Source organism: Mycobacterium sp. Root135, from assembly GCF_001426545.1.
GTDB lineage: Bacteria > Actinomycetota > Actinomycetes > Mycobacteriales > Mycobacteriaceae > Mycobacterium.
In genome coordinates this window covers 186,393-207,719 of record NZ_LMEZ01000007.1, presented here as the reverse complement: position 1 = coordinate 207,719, position 21,327 = coordinate 186,393, and the positions used below count along the sequence as shown (strand labels likewise).

Here is a 21,327-nt window from a genome sequence, read left to right as displayed (position 1 = left end):
GTATGAACAGTCCGACCGACCGGCGTACGGCCGCGCGCGTGCCGTACGCCGAGGCGTCGCGAGTTCTGCTCCGCGGTTCGATCCTCGACGGCATGCGGGACATGCTCCTGGTCAGGGACTGGTCGTCCATCACGCTGACCGACGTCGCCAAGGCGGCCGGTATCAGCCGTCAAACCATCTACAACGAATTCGGGTCACGCCAGGGCCTGGCCGAGGGCTACGCCCTGCGGTTGGCCGACCGGCTGGKGGACGCCGTCGACGACGCCATCCAAGGGAACGTGGGCAACGTCTACGCCGCCTTCCTCGAAGGCTTCCGCGCCTTCTTCGCGGAGTCGGCGTCCGACCCGCTGGTCATCTCGCTGCTGACCGGCGCGGCCAAGCCCGACCTGCTGCAGATCATCACCACCGACAGCGCGCCGATCATCACGAGATGTTCGCAGCGACTCACGTCGACGTTCATGCACAGCTGGGTCCGCGCCAGCGAGGAGGACGCCGGAGTGCTGGCCAGAGCCATCGTCCGGCTCGCGATGAGCTACGTCTCGATGCCGCCGGGACCCGCCGATCTGGGGGTACCGCCCTCCGAAGGTGGGGGAGACGTTGCCCGTGACCTGGCCCGTTTGATGACACCGTTCGCCGAGCGATACGGTGTCATAGACACCTCCTAGCCGGCAGTGCGCCATAGCGCCTGTCCCGCGAGTCCGCAGGCTTCGGGTGTCGCCGGCGCGCCATGCGTGCGCACACGGCATTTGACGACCCGAGAACCAACGAAGTAGAGGCTCTACATGACTGCACCAGAACTGACCGCCGACGTCCGCAACGGCGTCGACTACAAGGTCGCCGATCTCTCGCTTGCCGAATTCGGCCGCAAGGAGATCCGGCTGGCCGAGCACGAGATGCCCGGCCTGATGGCCCTGCGTCGCGAATACGCCGACGTGGCACCGCTGAAGGGCGCACGGGTGTCCGGCTCGCTGCACATGACCGTTCAGACGGCCGTACTGATCGAGACCCTGGTGAGTCTCGGCGCCGAGGTCCGCTGGGCGTCGTGCAACATCTTCTCCACCCAGGACCATGCCGCCGCCGCGACTGTCGTCGGCCCGCACGGTACTCCCGAGGAGCCCAAGGGCGTCCCCGTCTTCGCCTGGAAGGGCGAGAGCCTCGAGGACTACTGGTGGTGCGCCGACCAGATGCTGACGTGGCCGGGTGAGCCCGCCAACATGATCCTCGACGACGGTGGCGACGCCACCATGCTGGTGCTGCGCGGCGCGCAGTTCGAGAAGGCCGGCGTCGTGCCGCCCGAGGAGGAGGAGCACTCCGACGAATACAAGGTGTTCCTGAACCTGCTGCGTCGTTCGCTCGACGCCGACAAGACCAAGTGGACCAAGGTCGCGGAGTCGGTCAAGGGCGTCACCGAGGAGACCACCACCGGTGTGCTGCGGCTGTACCAGTTCGCCGCCTCCGGTGAGCTGTCGTTCCCGGCGATCAACGTCAACGACTCGGTCACCAAGAGCAAGTTCGACAACAAGTACGGCACCCGTCACTCGCTGATCGACGGCATCAACCGTGGCACCGACGTCCTCATCGGCGGCAAGGCCGCGCTGGTGTGTGGCTACGGCGACGTCGGCAAGGGCTGCGCCGAGGCGCTCAAGGCGCAGGGCGCACGCGTCGCGGTCACCGAGGTCGACCCGATCAACGCCCTGCAGGCGCTGATGGACGGCTTCGAGGTCAAGACCGTCGAAGAGGCCATCGGCTGGGCCGACATCGTCATCACCGCCACGGGGAACCAGGGCATCATCACGCTCGAACACATGCGGTCGATGAAGCACCAGGCCATCCTGGGCAACATCGGTCACTTCGACGACGAGATCGAGATGGCCCGCCTGGAGCGCGACAAGGACATCCGTCGCATCAACATCAAGCCCCAGGTCGACGAATTCATCTTCCCCGACGGCCACTCGATCATCGTGTTGTCGGAGGGACGTCTGCTGAACCTGGGCAACGCGACCGGACACCCGTCCTTCGTGATGAGCAACAGCTTCTCCAACCAGGTCATCGCGCAGATCGAACTGTGGACCAAGAACGACGAATACGACAACGAGGTCTACCGCCTCGCCAAGCACCTCGACGAGAAGGTCGCCAAGATCCACGTCGAAGCCCTCGGCGGATCGCTGACCAAGCTGACCAAGGAGCAGGCCGAGTACATCGGCGTCGACGTCGACGGCCCGTACAAGCCCGAGCACTACCGCTACTGAGTTTTGTAGCTCTCAAGTAGCTCCTGAAGGCCCCTGGCCCACTTCGGTGGGTCGGGGGCTTTCGTTTGTTTCGGCCGTCGTCGCTTAATGAGTGTTGGCATAAGCACTTTCGCGAAGCGGGGTGAACGCCGGACGAAGACGTACCAAATGGTATGGTCCGCGTCATGGTGCGGATCCTGGGGCTTCTGCTGACCGCGCTGCTGGTCGGATCTCTCGTCGGTATGCCGACGACGCATGCGGCCCCCGACCCCACCAACGACGTGCGTGATCCGAAGTACAACGAAGACGAGTACACCGCGTTCTACACTCCGCCCGAACCGTTGCCGCCCGGGCAACCGGGCGACCTGATCCGCACCGAGCCCTCGAGGCTGGTGTTGGAACCCTCCGGGCAACTGGGTGCCATCATGGCGACCGGCACGCGAATCATGTACCGCAGCATCGACGCTCGCGGCAATCCCATGGCCGTCACCGGAACGTACTTCGAACCGTTCAACGACTGGCCGGGGCGCGGGCCCCGTCCGCTGATCGTCTACGGGCCCGGCACGCAGGGCCAAGGTGACCAGTGCGCGCCGTCGCGGCAGTTCAACCAGGGCATTCACTTCGCCCCGTACCTCGACTTCTCCTTCAACTACGAAGAGCTGTTCGTCGCGACGATGGTGGCCCGTGGTTTCGCCATCGTCATGACCGACTACCAAGGACTCGGCACGCCCGGCCTGCACACCTACGTCAACCGGGTGGCGGAGGGCAATGCCATGCTCGACGCGGGCCGGGCGGCGATGCGCTTGCCCGACACGTCGTTGGATCCCCATGGACCGACGGCATTTTGGGGCTATTCGCAGGGTGGGGGAGCGGCGGCGTCGGCCGCAGAACTCGCGCCGACCTACGCTCCCGATCTCACGATCGTGGGAACCTACGCGGGTGCGCCACCCGCCGACCTCAAGGAGCTGTTCCCCTACGCCGACGGCAGCGCGTTGGTCGGGGTTGTCGGCTATGCACTGAATTCGGTGATCACGACCTATCCCGAATTCGGGGACGCGATCCGGTCGAAGATGACGCCGCGTGGCGCCGATCTGCTGCAGAAGGTTCAGGACCAGTGCATCGCAGAGACGGTTTCCAAGTTCATGTTCCGGCACCTGCAGCCGTACTTCACCGAGGACATCACTGCGCTGGTCGCCGAGGAGCCGTTCAAGTCCTTGTTCGACATGCAACGCATCGGATATCTGAAGCCGACGACGCCAGTGTTGATCAACAGCAACCGCTTCGACCCGCTGGTGCCGTGGACCGCGGCCAACCAGCTCGGTCGGGATTGGTGCGCCAAGGGCGCCGACGTCGAGTTCCGCACCAACGAGCAGCCACCGTTCCTCAACAAGATGGTGATCAACCACGCCTTGCCGATGCTCGTCGACGGCGAGGCTGCGATGCAGTGGATCGCCGACCGGTTCAACGGGGTGCCGACCGCGCCGAACTGCGGGACGTCCTGACCGGGGCACGCACCTGACGTGATTCGTGCCCGGTGCCCGCGATGGCCCGGTCTAGGATCGGACCGGGTGGGCGTCTGAGACGGAGAGGCTGTTGAGGGGAATGCTGGACGAGCGAGATCAACGCCGACACAGGCAGTTTCGATGACGGCGGCATTCGATGGCGTCGACGCCGTCGTGCACGCCGCCGAAGCCTACATGGCGGCCGGTGATTTCTGGCGCGCCGAGTCGGTCCTCGCGTCGGCGCTGGGCGCCCACCCGAACCAGCCGCGTCTGCTGACGCTCTACGCCCGAGTGAAGCTGGGGCAGGGTGACCTTGCGGAAGCGGCGAACAGCGCGCACGCGGCGCTGTCGGTCGCTCCGGACGACGAGTACGCGATGCGCGTCTGCAGTCATGCGCTCGAGCTGCAGGGCCGAATTCCCGAAGCGCTCACGGTGGCGTGGCGGACGGTGACGACGCATCCGCATAGTCATCTGGCGCACCACACGTATGCACGAATGCTGTCGGATGCGCGGCGTCCCGTCGAGGCGATGACGGCCGTCAACGAGGCGCTGCGACTGAACCCACAGGACGTCGACGCGCTGAATCTTCGCGGGGACATCCACGTCGCCCTCGTTGAGCTCGACGCCGCCGAGGCCGATTATCGGCATGCGCTGCAACTGAATCCGAGGGACGCCAGCATCGTCCACAACTTGGCGAGACTCGAGCACCAGCGGGGTCGGCGATGGAGCGCGGTCCGTGGCTTCATCGCCGCCGAACGGCTCGACCCGCGGTTCGGCGAAGTGGTGCGTCGAAACGTCGGGGTGGTGGTCAGCGGCGTACTGCGGCGCTCGGCATGGGTGGTGTTGCTCGTGACGATCGCGGTGGTCGCGACCTACAACATTGGTGAGGATGGCGGCACCACGGTCGTCCCGCGCATCATCGCCGGTGTGGGAGCGGTGCTGCTGGTGGCGATGTCGATCCCGGTGCTGCGCAACGTGCCCGGTTCGATGCTCACATCGGTTCTGCGGCAACACCTCACCCTCGTCGTCAGGGTCCTGCAGTTGGTCGCCGCGGCGGTCTTGGGTGCGGTGACAGCCGCTGTTGGCGCGTTGACGGTGCCGGGGGTGGCGGCGGGGTTCCTGCTTCTCTCGGTGCCCGTTGTCATGATCATTGGTGGGTTCACCGGCGAGCGGTTGTGGTGAGGGCGTAAAGCGGCAGGCAATGCAGTCGGTGACCTAGCGCCAGTTCCATTTCCGCACGAATGCGAGAACGTCCGGGGCCATTTGACTACCGACCTTGGAGCCGTGGAGGGAGAGCGTCTTCTCCCCGTCGACGTGCCGCCCAGCCGTGTGACCGCTTGCTTCGATGATCGCCGTACTGAGTGCGGAATCGTCCATGCGAACCCGTCATCTCGCGAGAACTTCGCGATTGACGAGGTTTTGCGCGTCATTGATTGCGGTGGTGGCGCTTCGGTGCAGAGCGCGCTCTCCGTCGCCAGCTAAAATTGCTCCGGCAAGAAGGCTGGCCATGGCTGAGGCGATACCGACCCGGGGGATGAAACGCGATGAAGACGGTCACCATTGCTTTCGACATTGACGGAACACTTCGAGACAACACCATCACCGGTGCCTACGTCGCGAATGAACGGATCCGTACTCTGCTGATCACGCTGTCGAGCATGAAGAACGCCCGCATCATGGTGTGGTCAGGTGGCGGCGAAGCCTATGCGCGCAAAGTGGTCAGTGGCCTTGGCATCGAGAAGTACGTGGATTTATACGGCGACAAGGTATATGGCGGGTACGACGCGGATGGGCACCCCATCTTCCATACCGATCTCAAGCCGGACATCGCGTTCGACGACATCGAGGAGTTCAGCCTCGGGACCTTGAATCTCGTTGTGCAAGAGAAGGGATTCACGCCCGGTTACGTGCTGCCGGAGAGTCGGCTATAGGGACTGGGCATCTGAGCACTCGGTTGGACAATCGGAAGGCGAAGCTGCGACTCCCGTCAATTTGCGGCGCGAATTGGCCTGAAGTTTGGGCGTCCGACCGCAGGGGTCATCGATCATGGGTGCGTTGGCGGACGCAACGCACATCCACTCTATTCCGTTGCAGCGAAGTCGAATAGGACGTCCGTCGTCTTTACTCCTTGACGCTGCAGTTCGTCGACGAGAATCTGATTACTTGAATGTGTGGGTGGGTAGTGGCCGCTGTGGTCGGTTAGTGCCAACAAGTGCCCATCACGAACACGGAGCTCGCCTGCAGCCGCTACAGGGCCGCCTCCCGACAGCGTGGAGTGGTGGACACGTGAAACGACTCGACGCAGCGATACGTAGATGTTGCCGTGTGGGTCGAGAATGAACAGGGCGAGTTCGGCGTTCGGACGCCATGATGCCGTAGCCATCCGAGTGTCCAACATGCCTCCGTCAATTGTTCTGAATCGTCCTTCGTCGTCGATTACGACGCGGTGCCGTTCTAGCTGACCTGGCGACCACCGTTCAACACCAGACGATTGAGATGTCAGGTCTGGCATGAGGCGTCGTTGTTGGGTTTGCAGCGGATCCTTCGCGAGCCCCGGTCGGGCGCTAGACGGCGCGAACACTGTCAGATCGGTTTGGCCTAGTCCGGTAGTGCGTTGGATCTCTTCGGCGATGGGTCGTGCTCCGACATTATTAGCGACGAACACCGCGACTCCTGAATCGTTGATACTCAACGGAGCTGACAACCCAACGACCATTCCAGTCTCCAAATGGAGAAGCAATCTAGGTCGATGGGTTGCCACCTCGACGAATTCGAATCCCAATCGCTTGCTCACTTCGAGTTGGCGCAATTCAATTCTGCCGATTGGTTGGGCAGCGCCGATTATTTGCTCCCATTGTTCCAATCTTAATTGAACCATCGGAGGTAGCGTCCAGGTATGAAGTCTTCGCAATTCTGTGGCTAGTGCGGAAACGAAGGATCGGATGGAGGCGTCGGCGTGAGGCGTTGGGATTGTGTTGAGTTCGTCGCCTTGGGTGAGTGCTGCCTCGATTGCCTCAAGATAGGTTTCTGGGCCATCTTCGAGACATCGCCGAGCAACGATTGCTTCTGATATTTCGAGTGCCGTTCGACCGTCTAAAGTCGGAACGTACTGTAGGCAGTAGAGTATCTGGCTGATCGCGTTACGCCACCACATGATGGTCACGCCTTTCCGCTGGCAGAGAGTTGGTCTTCAGTTCTCCGCCCCAGGTTTGGGCGGCCAGGGTTGGCGCCTCCGCAAATTCTCGGCTATTGACGCTAGAAAACTACGCATGTCATGTTCGGAGTGTCGAAGTTCATCGAGGCCATGCGGGGGCTCCGCGAACACACCAGTCATGATCGGTGTGTCAGAAGAGAGTGCTTCTTCAATGGCATTGAAAAAGAACTCGGGGCCCTGGCCGAATGATCGATATTCTATGATGGCGTCTGCTGTCATAGCGGCGTTAGCATCATCAAGGTTTTCTTTGAAAAGTAGCCCATAGAGAATCATATTTATCGCACCGCGCCAAGACTCTGTAGCCATCTCATGTTCCTTCCGGGGCGATCCATTCGACTGTGATCGAATGAGAGTCTATTCCTTGTCTAGCAAGTTCATCTATAACGTTCTGCGTATTGGTGCGACCGGGCATGTAGTGTCCGGAGTTGCCCGTTACCTCAACGAGACGCCCATTTGCCACGGATAATTCTCCGGCACCGGTCACGGGGTTTCCGCTTGCAAGGGTTGAATGATGAAGTCGACCGCGTTCTTGCTCAAGTGATGCGTAGATGTTCCCGTGCCGGTCCATGATGAATATTGCCCGACCGCCATCTGGAGTCCAGTGGGACTTGGCGCCAGTGGTATCGAAGAGAGAACCGTCGGTGTTGCGCAAGAGTCCGTTTTCATCGACGACAACGCGGTGCTGTTCGAGCTTTTCGGGGGACCAACGCTCGACACTCTGTCCAGGGAACGGATTGCGTGGATGGTTGGGGTCGGTTTCAAATGCAAAATGACCAGGCATGTGCTTTACCGGCAGCGGGTTGTCCCGATGTAGCGGTGGATGAGAATCTGCGAAATCCGCTGGTGCGCTTGATTCCGAAGATCCAGGTTCGGTCGCGGAAGGCGAGTCGACAGGTGCCTCAGGCGAGGTGGGTGCCTGCGGCTCGTTCGCTCCGTGACTCGCCGGTCGTGGAGAGGACAGCTCTGGTCCGTGAGCTCGCGGTTCGCCCGGCGCGCCGTGGGTGGCTTTCATGGGTGGGTCTACCGGCGCCGACGGCGTGTTGCTTGGACCTGGCCCGGCACTGGCAGGCGCCGTCGTGCGTGGGGTTTCCGGTGAACTCGATTGCGGCGCCTTGGCTTCCGGTGTGCGCGTCGGGGACTCCGGGCTCGCTGCTCTGCTGGCCGGGCCGTCGGACGGACTGTGCACTCCACCCCCAGCGTGGGGCGCCATCGGCATACCGCCTGCCATGGGAGCCGCTGGTGTCGTCGCCGCCGGCTCGTGCGGCCGAGCTTCGGCTGCCTCACCTGGTGCGTGCGTTGGTTCGTGTGGCTGGCCGTTGTCGGTCCTGGCCGGTTCATGCGCAGTGGGTGATTCGGTCGTGGGCGTATGGGCAGCGGGCTGATGGTCGGCAGGTGCATGAGTTCCGTCGGCCGTACCTCCGCTGTGGCCCTCCGAAGCCGGCTGGTGGCTCTCGTTCGGCGCATGGTTGCCGTCGGCCCGCGGTTCGGCCACACCATTTCCGTGCGACTCCGGAGTCGCCGGCGAGTGCTCGGTCGGTGACGGGCCGGGCTCGGACGGCGATTGGCCGCCAGTTTCGTGAGGGCTTGCAGGGCCTGGCGATTCGGGCGCGTGCGGGGCGGCGGGTGCCGGCGCATCACCAGAAGTGGGTGCGTGGGTCGGCGTCGACGGTGTCGTTGGATCCGAAACATGTTGCGGTTCAACAGCACCCGACGATGGCGACTGTGGCGCGGGGCCGTCGGCCCGGCCCGACCCAGAGTCGGGCGGACCGACGCCCCGTCCCCCCGGGGGATCGGGCGGACCGCCACCACCGGGCGGACCGCCGCCAGGTGGCCCGCCTGAGTCGCCAAGTGGCTGCGGAGTGGATGGCGCCTCGGGGGCGTGCGGAGCAGAAGGAGGGTTGGCGAGCGATTCGGGGAGCCGCGGCGGTGTGAACTCCGGAGCTCCCGGGTGACCGGGCCCGGCCCCTGGCGGATTGTCCACGGAGGGGAGGGACCTGCCACCACCCATGCCGGGAATGTCCGAGATGCGGGGGAGGCGTCCCTCGTCGAGCAGCTTGCTGCCGTACCTCAGACCCCTCGCTACCGAGCCCGTCTTGGTGGCCGCTCCACCCGGGAGGAAGAGCATTCCGATGTTGCCCGCTGCCTCGCCGACACCCCTACCCGGGTGGTCACCGGTCAACTGGTCGTAGGCGATGAACTGCTTGCCCATGTTCTCCAGCACGCCGGGCAGCTTCGTTGGATCCTCGGCCACCGACAGGGCCATTTCGGCCATGCCCTTCAAGACGTCGATGTCGGCCAGCGACACCAAACCCGACACGGTGCCGATCACGCTATTGATCAAACCGAGCTGTACGTCGGTGTAGAACGTGACCGCCTCGGCGAGGGCGCCTCCCACTTCATCGCCAAAGGTGGCCTCCAAGGCTGGTTTTACCCACTTCTGGAATGCATCCAAGGCGTCGCCGAGGGCTTTGGAAAGCTCGGAGAGTAGCCCGACGATTCCCTTGACTTGTCGCTGGAAGTTCTCCAGGACCGTACCGACGTCGTCGGCGATTTGTTGCAGGATGTCGAGACCGTCGCCGCTGAAGATGCCGGTGACGGTGTCCCACAGACCTTCGCCGGAGATCCGGTCCAAGAGGCGGCGGATGGCGTCTTGGGCCTCCTGCACGCCGTTGGCGAAATCGTCGATCTTGGTCCCCATGGCCGTCGCTTGTTCTGACAACCACGGCAAGTACGTACTGAGTGCCCCGAGACACTCCTGAATCTTTGCCTGTTCGGGGATGTGCTGTTGTGACACAGCAGTTTTCAGTGCCGGAACGTCGTCGTTGAAGGCAGCCAAGCCGGTAGCGAAGTTCTTCCATTGTGCTGCGGTGAGACGCAACAGCGAGGGATTGCCCTGCGGCCACGTCATGGCCGCTCCCGCAACCGATCCGATCAGCGGTATCGCATTGAGCAACCCGTCGATCAGCCACCAATTGGGCGGCGGGGGAACGATCGCCCCGCTTGGACCTGTGGGGGCGTCCACGGCCTTCGTCTCACTGGGCGCCTCACCCACCGAGCCCATGGGGGTGCGTCCGCCGATGGTCGACCCGGCGTCGGCGTTCTTGTAGTTGTAGCCCGTCGCCTCCAAGCGCTGACCGGAGTACTTGAAGGCGTTCGCAGCTTCTGCCAACGTGTTGGCGAACTCCTGGGCAGTGTCCCCGTACTTCAATCCGAAGTCGGCCCCGGCCGGGTCCCAACCCGAGGCAATGCCGCTACCCAACGCTGCGCCGAGGGACGTCGACAACGCGTCCAACTGCGCACCGATCGAACCCATCCTCTGGCCGGCCCGCAGCAGGACCACCGGGTCGACCTCGATTCGGCCACCCGCGGCTACTGCGCCCACATCTCCTCGTTCTTCTTGACCGCGTCCGTGTAATTCTTCTCCGCCGCTTGAGCGATCTTCTTCAGCTGTTCGAGCGACGTGTTCATCTGTTCGGCGCCTGTGTCCCATTGCTGCTGCGCCTGCGCCTGTTGGTCCGACGCCTCGCCGTGCCACGTCGCGCGCAAGGCGGCCATGGCCTGGTCGACGTCGGACAGGACCTCCTTCACGTCCGATTCGAACTTGGACATGTGATCGATGGCCGCGCTCATCTTCGCGAAGTCGACTACCAGCTCGCCTTCCAGCTCGTTCATAGCGTCCTCTTGGTCGCTTGGTCGTCAGGTGCCGGTGTCACGTCGCCAAGATCGACGGGCGCGGTTCCCGTCGACTGTTCGCCGGACGCTGCTGCGGCGTCATCCCGTTCGCGCTCGCGCTGCTCGTCCTTCTCGTAGTCGTCCCTGTCCTCGGCACCCTGAGCAGGAGGTGTATCGGCGGCAAGTGCATCGGCCTTGTCGGTCTGAGCGTCCCCGGTCTCGTGAGCTTGCCCGGCCTGCTGAGCCAGCCCCATCGCCAGCTGAGCGGCTTGTTGGGCAAGTCCGGCCACTGCTTGGCCGGACTGCTGGGCCATCCCAGCGGCGGCCTGACCGAACTGCGAAACCGACGACATCGCCTGCTGCCCGATGTCTCCGGACTGGCCGCCCGCGCTCCCGCTGCTGGTGCCGCTCGGGCCGCCCAGGCCGAGGTCGGGGAGGCTCTGGGGACTGGGAGCGCCGCCACCGACACTCGCTCCGCTGTCGGTCGCCCCGCCAGAAGTCTGGACCGTCGAGCCAAGCGCATCGGCGCCGGCTTGGTCTGTCTTGGCGTACTCCTTGCCGGCGATCGACAACAGCTCCGACATCCGTTGCAGGGCTTGAACGACCTGTTCCGCTCCCTCGTGCCAGCCGTCCCACGCCGGGCCGTAAGCCGATGCGGCCCCGCCCTTCCACCCCGAACCGAGCAGTTGTGTGGTCTCGTCGTTGACGCTGGCTAACCCTTCCTTCAGCCGTTGCGCGGCGCTCTCCAGACGTGCGGATGCGGCGTGCAACTCCGATTCGACGAGTTCAACCGACTGTCCCACCTGACAGACCTCCCAGCCACTAGACGGTCGCTGGCAAGCCTATCGGCGGTCGAACGCGGTTGAAGGCACCAGTTACGCTCGCCGCGTGCTCATCGCGATCGAAGGAGTCGACGGCGCCGGGAAGCGGACGCTGACCGACGGCCTGCAGGCGTCCTTCGAGTCGACGGGCAAGACCGTCGCCCGCCTCGCGTTCCCGCGTTACCACCAATCCGTGCACGCGGACATCGCGGCGGAGGCGTTGCACGGCGATCATGGCGACCTGTCGTCTTCGGTCTACGCCATGGCGACGTTGTTCGCCCTCGACCGCGCGGACGCCAAGCCAGAGATCGAACGGCTGTGCGCCGGACACGACGTCGTGATCCTGGATCGCTACGTCGCGTCCAACGCCGCGTACAGCGCCGCGCGGTTGCACCAGGAGGCGGACGGAAGCATCGTCGCCTGGGTCGCCCAACTCGAGTTCGGCCGGTTTGCCATCCCGCAGCCCGATTGGCAGGTGTTGCTCGCCGTACCGACCGAGTTGGCCGCCGAACGGGCGTTGCGTCGCGAGGCGGCCGACGCCGACCGCACCCGCGACGCATACGAGCGCGACGACGGTCTTCAGCGTCGCACCAACGCCGCCTACGCCGCGCTCGCCGCCGCGAACTGGCAGGGTCGCTGGGCCGTCGCCGGACCCGACGTGGTCCCGCAGGAATTGGCGCAGACGCTGACTGCCTGATCTGCGGGCAAAACGCCCGGTGTGGTAACTCAGGTTTATCGCGTTTCGGTGACACGATGGGCACCATGAGGCAAAGGATTCTGGTCGTCGACGACGATCCGTCGCTCGCCGAGATGCTGACCATCGTCTTGCGGGGCGAGGGCTTCGATACCGCGGTGGTCGCTGACGGCAGCCAAGCGTTGACGGCTGTTCGCGAACTGCGGCCTGACTTGGTGCTGCTCGACCTCATGTTGCCCGGCATGAACGGCATCGACGTGTGCCGCGTGCTGCGCGCGGACTCCGGCGTTCCGATCGTCATGTTGACGGCCAAGACCGACACCGTCGACGTGGTGCTCGGTCTGGAATCCGGGGCCGACGACTACGTGATGAAGCCCTTCAAGCAGAAGGAGCTCGTCGCGCGGGTCCGGGCCCGGCTGCGCCGCAACGACGACGGTCCGGCCGAGATGCTGTCGATCGCCGACGTCGAGATCGACGTGCCCGCACACAAGGTCACCCGCGGCGGGGAGCAGATTTCCCTGACGCCGCTGGAGTTCGACCTCTTGGTGGCGCTGGCACGTAAACCGCGGCAGGTGTTTACTCGGGATGTGCTGCTCGAACAGGTCTGGGGTTACCGGCATCCGGCCGACACCCGGCTGGTGAACGTGCACGTCCAGCGGTTGCGCGCCAAGGTCGAGACGGATCCGGAGAACCCGCAGGTGGTGCTCACCGTTCGAGGAGTGGGGTACAAGGCCGGACCCCCGTGATCTGGGGCTCCCGCCGACGCATTCGGAGCCGCTCGGCTCCCATGCTGCGGGGTCTTGGCACGTTGGGCCGAGCGCTCGGCTTCGCGTGGCGACGCTCGCTCCAACTTCGGGTGGTGACGCTCACCATCGGGCTGTCGCTGACCGTCATCATGGTGCTCGGCTTCGTGCTGACCAGTCAGATCACCGATCGCATCCTCGAGATCAAGGTGCGGGCGGCAACCGAGGAGATCGAGCGAGCCAGCACGACGGTCAGCGGGATCGTCGGAGGCGAGGAAACTCGCTCGTTGGACAGCAGTCTTCAGTTGGCGCGCAACACACTCGTCGACCGCAAGGTCGATTCGGGGGCTGGTCTCGCCGGCGCCTTCGACGCGGTGCTGGTGGTGCCCGGGGACGGGCCGCGAGCCGCCACCGCGGCCGGACCGGTGCAGCAGATCCCCGCGGCGCTTCGCGACTTCGTCAAGGCCGGACAGGTCAGTTACCAATACGCCACGGTGAACACCGACGGCTTCTCGGGGCCGGCGCTGATCGTCGGCAGCCCGACGTCGTCGCAGGTCACCAATCTCGAGCTGTACCTGATCTTTCCGTTGAACAATGAGGAGAGCACCATCGCGTTGGTGCGCGGCACGATGGCCACCGGCGGCATCGTGCTGCTGGGGCTCCTCGCCGCCATCGCGCTGCTGGTTGCCCGGCAGATCGTGCTTCCGGTGCGGTCGGCGTCGCGTATCGCCGAGCGGTTCGCCGAGGGACACCTGACCGAGCGGATGCCGGTGCGTGGTGAGGACGACATGGCGCGACTGGCAGTGTCGTTCAACGACATGGCGGAGAGCCTGTCGCGTCAGATCACCCAGCTGGAGGAATTCGGAAACCTGCAGCGCCGCTTCACCTCCGACGTCAGTCACGAGCTACGTACGCCGTTGACGACGGTGCGCATGGCCGCCGACCTGATCTACGACCACAGCGACGACCTCGAACCCGCGCTGCGGCGCGCGACGGAATTGATGGTCAGCGAGCTGGACCGGTTCGAGACGCTGCTCAGCGACCTCCTCGAGATCTCCCGCCACGACGCGGGTGTCGCCGAACTGTCGGTGGAATCCGAGGATCTGCGGTTGACGGTGGGAAGCGCTCTGGAGAACGTCGGTCATCTTGCCAAGGACGCCTCGGTCGAGCTGGTCGTGGACATGCCGTCGGAGGCGGTGATCGCCGAAGTCGACGCGCGGCGGGTGGAACGAATCCTGCGCAACCTGATCGCCAACGCCATCGACCATGCCGAGCGCAAGCCGGTGCGGATTCGGATGGCGGCCGACGAGGACACCGTCGCGGTCACGGTGCGCGATTACGGCGTTGGTCTGCGCCCCGGTGAGGAGAAGCTGGTGTTCAGCCGGTTCTGGCGCTCGGACCCGTCACGGGTGCGCCGCTCCGGTGGCACCGGGCTGGGGCTGGCCATCTCCATCGAAGACGCACGCTTGCATCAGGGCAGGCTCGAGGCGTGGGGAGAGCCCGGCAAGGGCGCGTGCTTCCGGTTGACGCTGCCGCTGGTGCGCGGCCACAAGGTGACGGCAAGCCCGTTGCCGCTCAAGCCGATTGGCCAGGACAAGCCGTCGGTCACACCGGCGCGCGACCGGGAAACCGCCGGGGAGCGCGCGTGAGACGCGCGCTGGTCGCCGTCATGCTGATTCTGACTGTCGCGTTGACTCTCACTGGGTGTGCGGGCGTGCCGAGTTCGTCGGCGCCGCAAGCGCTCGGCACCATGGACCGCCCGGCCCCACCGAGCCTGCCGACTCCGACCCCCGGCATGGATCCCGACGTCCTGCTGCGCGAATTCCTCAAGGCGACGGCCGATCCCGCGAACCGCCATCTCGCCGCCCGTCAGTTTCTCACCGAGTCGGCGTCCAACGACTGGGACGACGCGGGCAGCGCACTGCTGATCGACCGGGTGGTGTTCGTTGAAACCCGTCAGCCCGATCGTGTTTCGGTGACCATGAAGGCCGACATCCTCGGTTCCCTTTCCGACATGGGGGTGTTCGAGACCGGCGACGGCGCGTTGCCCGATCCCGGGCCAATCGAACTGGTGAAGACCACCGGCGGCTGGCGAATCGACAAGCTGCCCAACGGCGTCTTCCTGGACTGGCAGCAGTTTTTGGCCACCTACAAGCGCAGCACGCTGTACTTCGTCGACCCGACCGGCAAGACCGTCGTTCCCGATCCGCGCTACGTCGCCGTGTCGGATCCGGACCAGTTGCCCACCGAATTGGTGAGCAAGTTGGTGTCCGGAGCCCGGCCGGAGATGGCGAACACCGTGCGCAACCTGCTTGGCGCGCCGCTGCGGTTGCGGGGGCCGGTCACCAGGGCCGACGGTGGAAAGACCGGCGTCGGACGGGGCTACGGCGGCGCGCGGGTCGACCTCGAGAACTTGTCGACGACCGATCCGCATTCACGACAATTGCTTGCGGCACAGATCATCTGGACGCTGAACCGAGCCGGGGTCAACGGGCCGTACGTGATCAACGCCGACGGTGCCGCGCTCGACGACCGGTTCGCCGAGGGCTGGAACTCCTCCGACGTCGCCGCCACCGACCCCGGGGCGGACCCCGGGGCCGCCGCTGGACTGCACGCCCTCATCGGCGGATCACTGGTGTCGCTGGACGGGCAGAAGGCGCCACGGGTTGCTGGCTCCTTCGGAAACCTGCCGGGGCAGACGGCGGCGGCCTTGTCACGCAGCGGCCAGGAAGTGGCGTCGGTGGTGACGCTGAGACCCGGTGCGCCCGACATGGCGTCGTCGCTCTGGATCGGCCAACTTGGAGGCGATTCGTCCCAAGCCATCGACGGCCGAACGCTGTCACGCCCCAGTTGGTCACTGGACGACGCGATCTGGGTCGTGGTGGACGGCAACAACGTCGTCCGCGTCATCCAGGAAGCGGCCTCGGGTCAGCCCGCGCGAATCCCCGTGGACGCCACCGCCGTGTTCACGAAGTTCCCCGGCCCGGTCTCGGAACTCCAACTGTCGCGAGACGGCACCCGCGCGGCGATGGTCGTCAACGGACAGGTCATCCTGGCCGGGGTCGAGCAGACGCAAGGTGGGCTCTACGCCCTGACCTATCCGCGTCGACTGGGTTTTGGTCTGGGCGACACAGCGGTGTCGTTGTCGTGGCGCACCGGTGACGACATCGTCGTCAGTCGAACCGATCCGCAGCATCCGGTCTCCTACGTCAACCTCGACGGCGTCAACTCCGACGGCCCCAGCCGGAACCTCCTGGCACCGGTCGCGACCGTTGCGGCGAATCCGTCGACGCTCTACGTCGCCGATCAGCGTGGCGTGTTGCAACTTTCGGGATCGGCTGCCGAGAACGACCTGATGTGGGCCGAGGTGCGGCCGCTCATGGTCGCGGGGGCGATTCCGGTACTTCCCGGCTGATCGACTCCTACCAGCTTCCTGTGAATTGCCTGCCAAAAGTGTTCTGATTCAGTGCATTTGGCCCTCTCCGCATCGAGTTACCCTGATTAAGTCGGCGATCTAGCGGGGGGTGAATTTCGATGTCGGAACTGCACGTGACGTCATCCGTGCTTGGCGCGGTGGCGGGTGACTTGGAGTCGGTGGCCACCGGATTGCGCACCGGTCTTGGCTCGCTGGACGGTGAGGTGTCCGGATTGCTTGGCCCGGGATGGTCGGGCGAGGCGGCGTCGGCGTACGACGCGGTGTGGCGGGAATGGCACGACGGCGCCCAACAAGTCGTCGACGGGCTCGCGAAGATGTCCGGGCTAATAGGCGACGCGGCGCAACGGTACGACGCGACCGACGCGGCAGGTGCCTCCCGCGTGTCGGAGATCGGCCTGTGAGCGGCTTCCAAGTCGACCCCGCGGCGCTGCTGGCCGTCGTCGACCGGATGTCGGAATTCGACTCCCAACTGGAAGCGCACCTGGCGCACGCCAGGAGTTCGGTCGCCGCGCTGGGCACGTCCTGGTACGGCGACGGCGGGGAAGCCGAGCGTTCGGCGCAACAACAGTGGGATCACGGCGCCCAAGAGATGCGTGACGCGTTGGCGCGTTTGCGTCAGATCGCCGAGGGTGCCCACGAGAACTACTCGAGCGCCGCGCAGACCAACGTGCGCAACTGGGGCTAAGGCGTGGCACCACCCATCACGGTGGACCCGACTGCGCTGGCTGCAATCGGTACGACCGTCGCCGGGGAGGGTGACGCCGTTGCCGCCGCCGTCGGTTCCCTCGACTCGTCCCTGTCCGGCGCGGGCGCGCTGTTCGGCCACGACGCCGCAGGTCTGGTCTTCGCCCAGGGCTATACCGCGTCAGGCAAGGCGCTGCTCGACGCCGCCGCGTCGGCCGTCAACGCGGGCCGCCGGGTGGGATTCGGCATCCAGACCTCCGCGGCGAACTACGGCCACGCAAACGCCTCCTCGACCGTAGGGGGAGGTACGTCGGCGGCCCCCGCGCCGGCCGCTCCAGCAGGGTTCACCGCACCCGGCATGCCGCCGCCGCTGGGTTCCGGCGTCGCCGCGCCGGTGGGCTGGGCGCTGGTGGAGGCGTTCGTCGGCGACGTATGGCCCGACGGCAACCCCGGCGACATGCGCGCCGCGGCAGGCGCCTGGCGAACCTTCGCCGCTACGATCACCGGCCTCGCCGGGCAGGTCGAGGCGGCAGGTCCCGGCCTGAGCGCGCAGCAGATTCCCGAGTCGGGCCAGATGACCGACGCTCTCGGGAAGATCGGCGGCGGCTTGACGAAGATCGCCAACGGAGCACGAACGTTGGCGACCTCCGTCGACGGATTCGCCGCCACGGTCGACGCCACCCAAACCGCCGTCCGCAACCTTCTGCATCAGCTCAGTCCGGCCGGCGTGCTGGAGACGATCGGGGGCATCTTCACCGGACACAACCCGCTCGACGAGATCAAGAAGATCGCCGACGAGATCAAGACCGTCCTGAACAACATGAAGCGTGAAGCGGACGCACTCACAACGGTGTTCAACCAGGGGATCAACGAGCTGGACTCCGCGACGAACTCGCTTGAGGCGTGGGCGACCAAGGAGTTCACCAGCGTCCTGGGTCAGGCCGTCGGCGGCGCGCTGGCGTTCGAGTTCAACGCGATCGTCGACGGCTCCGAGGGTGGGTTGAAGTTCGTCGCCGAGACCGCGCAGGGCATAGGTCAGCTGGATCCGACGCGGTTCCTCTACGACCCGTCCGGAGCGGCGAAGACGTGGGAGGGATTGGGGGAGACGGCCGCCGTCTTGACGAACCCGGCCCTATTGGCGTCGACGATCGCGAGCGACCCAGAGGGTGCGCTCGACACGGTCAAGAATGTCGTCGACTGGAAGGACGTCGAAGCCGGGCACCCGTTTCGCGCCCTCGGGTACGACGTCGCGCAGGTGGGCTCCTTCCTCATCCCCGGCGCCGGCGAGGCCGACGTTGCCGCCGACGGCGCGGGCATTGCCGGACGGGCGGCCTCAGCCGAGGAGCGGGCCGCGGCCGGTGCCGCCCGGGACGGAATTCCCGGCCTCGGAGTCGCGTCCGCCGAATCGAAGTCCATCGCAAGCCAGGCCGGTCGTGTCGGCAGTGACCTCGACGGCATCAAGGTGCCCGAGAGTTCGACGCCCGGGGCCGCGCCGGGGGAGTCGGCGCCGACGGGGCGCCCGCCGGTCGACACCGCGCCGCCTCCTGCTCCGGCACCGGAACCGCATGCGACAGAGCCGGGTTCACCGTCGCCGGCGGAACCTGCTCCGCCGCATGCCGACGCCCCCGTCGCACCACACGGCTCGGAATCCCCGCCGCCGCACGCCGATGCTCCGGCCGCGCCGCATGCCGACGCGCCGCCCCCGTCCCATGGTTCCGAGCCGGCGCAGGTCGCGGAAAGCAATCCCTCGCACTCGTCTGGAGGTCCCTCCCAGCCGGGGTCGGTCGCGAGCGAACCCCCCGCTGCGGCCAACCACGGTGGTGAGCTGTCGTCTCCTGTCGGAGCCGACGACAAGGTTCCCGTCAGCGTCGGCGCGCACAGCGGGGAGGTGGGCGACAGTGCCGGTGGTTCAGGGCATGGCGTCGGCGACCACGGGTCCGGTGGGTCTGGTCATGGTTCGAGCGGGCCCGGGCATGGATCGGATGGTGGGTCGGTACATGGGAATCACGATTCTTCGGGTTCGTCCGGAGACGAGCATGGCGAGGACCATCAACCGGGTGATCATTCAGACACCTCATCCGGCGCGCACGACCCGGTGCACACTGCGAACGACCTCAACGACGCCTTCAGGAACGGACTTCCGACGGAAGATCTGGCTCGGCAGGTAGCCGAAGGAGCGACCCATCACGTCGGAGACTCAGATCGCGTCGTGCTCGGCAAGTACGACGGGCAGGACGGTGGATACATCGGCGAAGCTAAGCATCACGGCGGCATTTACTACGACACCGGAAAGGACGTATGGGACGCGGTGGGAGACGGACTCGCGCCCGAGCAGTCAAAAGCTCTTGGGTGGGAGGTGAACGAGCAGTTCCTGCGCATGCAGATGGAGGACCACGTTTCATGGATCGAGTACGTCTTGCCCGACGGCTTCGACAGTGTTGACCAGGTAGCACGGGTGCGTCGGGAAACATTCTCGGCGTTGGAAATTAACTTTCTCAATGAGAATGCTTCGAGGTACGGATACGTGCGCGACGGAAACTCATGGGTTCTGAGGGGCAGCGGATGAACGATTGGCTCGAAGTAGATGCCTACATGGGGCCGGTGTTGTCACAACACGGTTTCGCGCCCGACGGTGCGACCGGGGACATCGAGTTCGGCGACCTTCCCGCTTGGTCGGTTTTCTATCGACGCGAGGATTGCAAGCTCCAAGTGTGTTGGTCCGCGCGCGAGGGAGGAATCGACTTCTTGCTCGCGTCGGTCGACGCACCGAATGAGTTCGGGCTTCTCAACAAATCGAAGAAGTGGCAATTCCTACTGTTGCTGAGTGACTTCGACGACGGTTTGTCGACGCCGGCACTTGACGCTGCCGCTGACGTTTGGTGGCAGTGGCGACGGGCGTTGTTCGAAGCCCATTTCCCGGCCGCCCATGCCGCCCTACTGGCTCATGAGTGACGGATCAAGCGATCGATGTGAGCCGGACTCAAGGGCCCCAAGGATCGCGGTCGGCCTGCCAACGGAACGACCGTGGGAGCAAGGCCCGCACATGGCGGGTGGCTCGACGGCCCTGAGTGAGGCGGTCGTCGTCTTCTTGAAGAAGTTTCCCGGTGACAACGGCGCAGAGTTCGCTTCTCGGTACAGAACAGCCGTCGACGCGACCCGGGATGCAGTCAGAAGGATCCTCGACGAAGCGTTGAATCTTCAGTTGGACTGGTCGGTGCTGGATTTGAACGGGGCGGGAGACCTCGTCGAGTCGACGATGCACGAGCGTCACCCCGAACTCTCGCGAGAAGCGTTGACCGCAGTGGGCAACTACTACACATATGTGCAGAAATGACCATTGCTTCATGTCAGGCCGCGCCTAAACAAAGTGAGGGGACGCCGCCGTCTCGTACCCCCGGCCGAGCGTGGAGTTGTTGGCGCGATTTCGCTGAAATGCGTGGCACAACTCCACATTCGGCGTGAGGTCAAGAGCTGTGTCGGACCCGGCCGCCACACTGACCCCATGCTGCTCGACCTCGTCCTCCCGCTGGAGTGCGGCGGATGCGGCGCACCGGGCACCCGGTGGTGCCAGACCTGCGCACGGGCGCTCACGGTGCACACCGACGAGCCGATGGTGATCACACCGCGCCTCGATCCGGGTGTGCCGGTCTTCTCCCTAGGCCGCTACGCGGGGTCGCGGCGCGCGGCGATCATTGCGATGAAGGAACACGGCCGCACCGACCTCGTCGCGCCATTCGCGACGGCGGTCACCGCCGGGCTTACGCGGCTCCTGACGTGGGGCGTCGTCGATGCTCCTCTGGCGCTGGTTCCCGCGCCCAGCAGGCGGTCGGCGGCGCGTCGGCGCGGTGGTGACCCGGTGACGGCCATCGCCGAAGCCTCGGTCGTCCCAGGAACCGTCGTCCTCGCGGCGTTGCGGATGCGGGCCTTCACGCGGGATTCGGTGGGGCTGACGCCCGGGCAGCGGGAGCGGAACATCGCGGGCCGGGTCAGGGTCCGCGGGGCCGTGGGTGGGGAAGTGCTTCTGATCGACGACGTCGTGACGACGGGTGCCACCGCCGGGGAGTCGGTCCGCGTCCTGCAAACCACCGGAGCGCGTGTGGCCGCGGTCCTTGCCGTCGCGCATGCCTGATCCTGCGGCCGGCGGAGCCGTCAAATTACCGTGAGATCAAACCGGAATGAATTACTGAAAACACGTGTGCCGAATATGTGGCACAGGCGGGTGAACACGGACTACCGTCGGGACCAACCACCCGTGAACGACTCACGGCGGCGTCTAGAACCATTGGCGCCACATCGCCCGAAAAGCGAGGAGGTGAGCTCTCGACACCTTGCG

General features: G+C 65.4%; 19 protein-coding genes. 15 read left to right on the top strand and 4 right to left on the bottom strand.

Translation table 11 applies throughout. The features are described 5' to 3' along the window. Positions 1-2 precede the first annotated feature (2 nt). The 5 genes from ASD37_RS21225 to ASD37_RS21205 all read left to right on the top strand — a co-directional run bounded on the left by ASD37_RS21225 (position 3) and on the right by ASD37_RS21205 (position 5,661). Positions 3-665: a TetR family transcriptional regulator gene (locus tag ASD37_RS21225; RefSeq protein ID WP_056556062.1), complete on the top strand. Its 663-nt coding sequence runs from the start codon at positions 3-5 to the stop codon at positions 663-665. Between the two features lie 117 nt (positions 666-782). Then, the gene (gene ahcY, locus ASD37_RS21220; RefSeq protein ID WP_056556059.1) at positions 783-2,249 is read left to right on the top strand and encodes an adenosylhomocysteinase; all 1,467 of its coding nucleotides are present in this window, start codon (positions 783-785) and stop codon (positions 2,247-2,249) included. A 164-nt stretch (positions 2,250-2,413) separates the two neighbouring features. Further along, a complete protein-coding gene (locus ASD37_RS21215) occupies positions 2,414-3,730 on the top strand; it encodes a lipase family protein (protein WP_082570364.1) in 1,317 nt (438 codons plus the stop codon). Positions 3,731-3,871: 141 nt separating this feature from the next. Then, entirely contained in the window at positions 3,872-4,912 is a 1,041-nt protein-coding gene (locus ASD37_RS21210; RefSeq protein ID WP_056556056.1) for a lipopolysaccharide assembly protein LapB, read from the top strand. A 362-nt stretch (positions 4,913-5,274) separates the two neighbouring features. Continuing rightward, positions 5,275-5,661, top strand: coding sequence for a hypothetical protein (locus ASD37_RS21205; RefSeq protein ID WP_056556052.1), 387 nt, complete (start codon positions 5,275-5,277; stop codon positions 5,659-5,661). Positions 5,662-5,810: 149 nt separating this feature from the next. Here the strand turns inward: ASD37_RS21205 and ASD37_RS31605 are convergent, their stop codons facing one another. From ASD37_RS31605 to ASD37_RS21180, 4 genes are all read right to left on the bottom strand, one after another. Further along, positions 5,811-6,893, bottom strand: a complete 1,083-nt coding sequence (locus ASD37_RS31605) for a hypothetical protein (RefSeq protein WP_156721009.1) — start codon at positions 6,891-6,893, stop codon at positions 5,811-5,813. A gap of 358 nt (positions 6,894-7,251) precedes the next feature. Further along, complete coding sequence (locus ASD37_RS31595) at positions 7,252-10,284, bottom strand: hypothetical protein (protein ID WP_156721007.1); 3,033 nt, start codon at positions 10,282-10,284, stop codon at positions 7,252-7,254. Positions 10,285-10,313: 29 nt separating this feature from the next. Next, complete coding sequence (locus tag ASD37_RS21185; protein WP_056556041.1) at positions 10,314-10,616, bottom strand: WXG100 family type VII secretion target; 303 nt, start codon at positions 10,614-10,616, stop codon at positions 10,314-10,316. Continuing rightward, positions 10,613-11,419 (bottom strand): WXG100 family type VII secretion target, encoded by an 807-nt coding sequence (locus ASD37_RS21180; protein WP_056556038.1) that lies wholly within the window; start codon positions 11,417-11,419, stop codon positions 10,613-10,615. Before ASD37_RS21180 ends, ASD37_RS21185 begins: the two co-directional genes overlap by 4 nt. Positions 11,420-11,504: 85 nt before the next feature. On the opposite strand from ASD37_RS21180, the gene ASD37_RS21175 reads away from it, so the two are divergent. The 10 genes from ASD37_RS21175 (at position 11,505) to ASD37_RS21130 (ending at position 21,123) form a co-directional block, all read left to right on the top strand. Then, entirely contained in the window at positions 11,505-12,134 is a 630-nt protein-coding gene (locus ASD37_RS21175) for a dTMP kinase (protein WP_056556035.1), read from the top strand. A 56-nt stretch (positions 12,135-12,190) separates the two neighbouring features. After that, on the top strand, positions 12,191-12,877 hold the full coding sequence (gene mtrA, locus ASD37_RS21170) for a two-component system response regulator MtrA (protein WP_056556032.1): 687 nt from the start codon (positions 12,191-12,193) through the stop codon (positions 12,875-12,877). Further along, the gene (gene mtrB, locus ASD37_RS21165) at positions 12,874-14,523 is read left to right on the top strand and encodes an MtrAB system histidine kinase MtrB (RefSeq protein ID WP_056556029.1); all 1,650 of its coding nucleotides are present in this window, start codon (positions 12,874-12,876) and stop codon (positions 14,521-14,523) included. The genes mtrA and mtrB overlap by 4 nt, the downstream gene beginning before the upstream one ends. Positions 14,524-14,543: 20 nt before the next feature. After that, positions 14,544-16,289: an MtrAB system accessory lipoprotein LpqB gene (lpqB, locus tag ASD37_RS21160; RefSeq protein ID WP_056557450.1), complete on the top strand. Its 1,746-nt coding sequence runs from the start codon at positions 14,544-14,546 to the stop codon at positions 16,287-16,289. A gap of 119 nt (positions 16,290-16,408) precedes the next feature. After that, positions 16,409-16,711: a WXG100 family type VII secretion target gene (locus ASD37_RS21155; protein ID WP_056556026.1), complete on the top strand. Its 303-nt coding sequence runs from the start codon at positions 16,409-16,411 to the stop codon at positions 16,709-16,711. After that, a complete protein-coding gene (locus tag ASD37_RS21150) occupies positions 16,708-16,995 on the top strand; it encodes a WXG100 family type VII secretion target (RefSeq protein WP_056556023.1) in 288 nt (95 codons plus the stop codon). The genes ASD37_RS21155 and ASD37_RS21150 overlap by 4 nt, the downstream gene beginning before the upstream one ends. A gap of 3 nt (positions 16,996-16,998) precedes the next feature. Further along, positions 16,999-19,560 carry a WXG100 family type VII secretion target gene (locus ASD37_RS21145; RefSeq protein ID WP_056556020.1) on the top strand — a complete coding sequence of 854 codons (2,562 nt, stop codon included), beginning with the start codon at positions 16,999-17,001 and terminating at the stop codon, positions 19,558-19,560. Next, on the top strand, positions 19,557-19,946 hold the full coding sequence (locus ASD37_RS21140) for a hypothetical protein (RefSeq protein WP_235568494.1): 390 nt from the start codon (positions 19,557-19,559) through the stop codon (positions 19,944-19,946). Before ASD37_RS21145 ends, ASD37_RS21140 begins: the two co-directional genes overlap by 4 nt. A 91-nt stretch (positions 19,947-20,037) precedes the next feature. After that, a complete protein-coding gene (locus ASD37_RS21135; RefSeq protein WP_056556013.1) occupies positions 20,038-20,328 on the top strand; it encodes a hypothetical protein in 291 nt (96 codons plus the stop codon). Between the two features lie 171 nt (positions 20,329-20,499). Next, a complete protein-coding gene (locus ASD37_RS21130; protein ID WP_056557448.1) occupies positions 20,500-21,123 on the top strand; it encodes a ComF family protein in 624 nt (207 codons plus the stop codon). Positions 21,124-21,327 lie beyond the last annotated feature (204 nt).

Bases quoted from the DNA above. Each gene is read 5' to 3' on its own strand.
- mtrA (WP_056556032.1), top strand. From the start codon at position 12,191: ATGGGCACCATGAGGCAAAGGATTCTGGTCGTCGACGACGATCCGTCG.
- ASD37_RS21215 (WP_082570364.1), top strand. From the start codon at position 2,414: ATGGTGCGGATCCTGGGGCTTCTGCTGACCGCGCTGCTGGTCGGATCT.
- ASD37_RS21135 (WP_056556013.1), top strand. From the start codon at position 20,038: ATGGCGGGTGGCTCGACGGCCCTGAGTGAGGCGGTCGTCGTCTTCTTG.
- ASD37_RS21185 (WP_056556041.1), bottom strand. From the start codon at position 10,616: ATGAACGAGCTGGAAGGCGAGCTGGTAGTCGACTTCGCGAAGATGAGC.
- ASD37_RS21210 (WP_056556056.1), top strand. From the start codon at position 3,872: ATGACGGCGGCATTCGATGGCGTCGACGCCGTCGTGCACGCCGCCGAA.
- ASD37_RS21205 (WP_056556052.1), top strand. From the start codon at position 5,275: ATGAAGACGGTCACCATTGCTTTCGACATTGACGGAACACTTCGAGAC.
- lpqB (WP_056557450.1), top strand. From the start codon at position 14,544: ATGCTGATTCTGACTGTCGCGTTGACTCTCACTGGGTGTGCGGGCGTG.
- ahcY (WP_056556059.1), top strand. From the start codon at position 783: ATGACTGCACCAGAACTGACCGCCGACGTCCGCAACGGCGTCGACTAC.
- ASD37_RS21155 (WP_056556026.1), top strand. From the start codon at position 16,409: ATGTCGGAACTGCACGTGACGTCATCCGTGCTTGGCGCGGTGGCGGGT.
- ASD37_RS21140 (WP_235568494.1), top strand. From the start codon at position 19,557: ATGAACGATTGGCTCGAAGTAGATGCCTACATGGGGCCGGTGTTGTCA.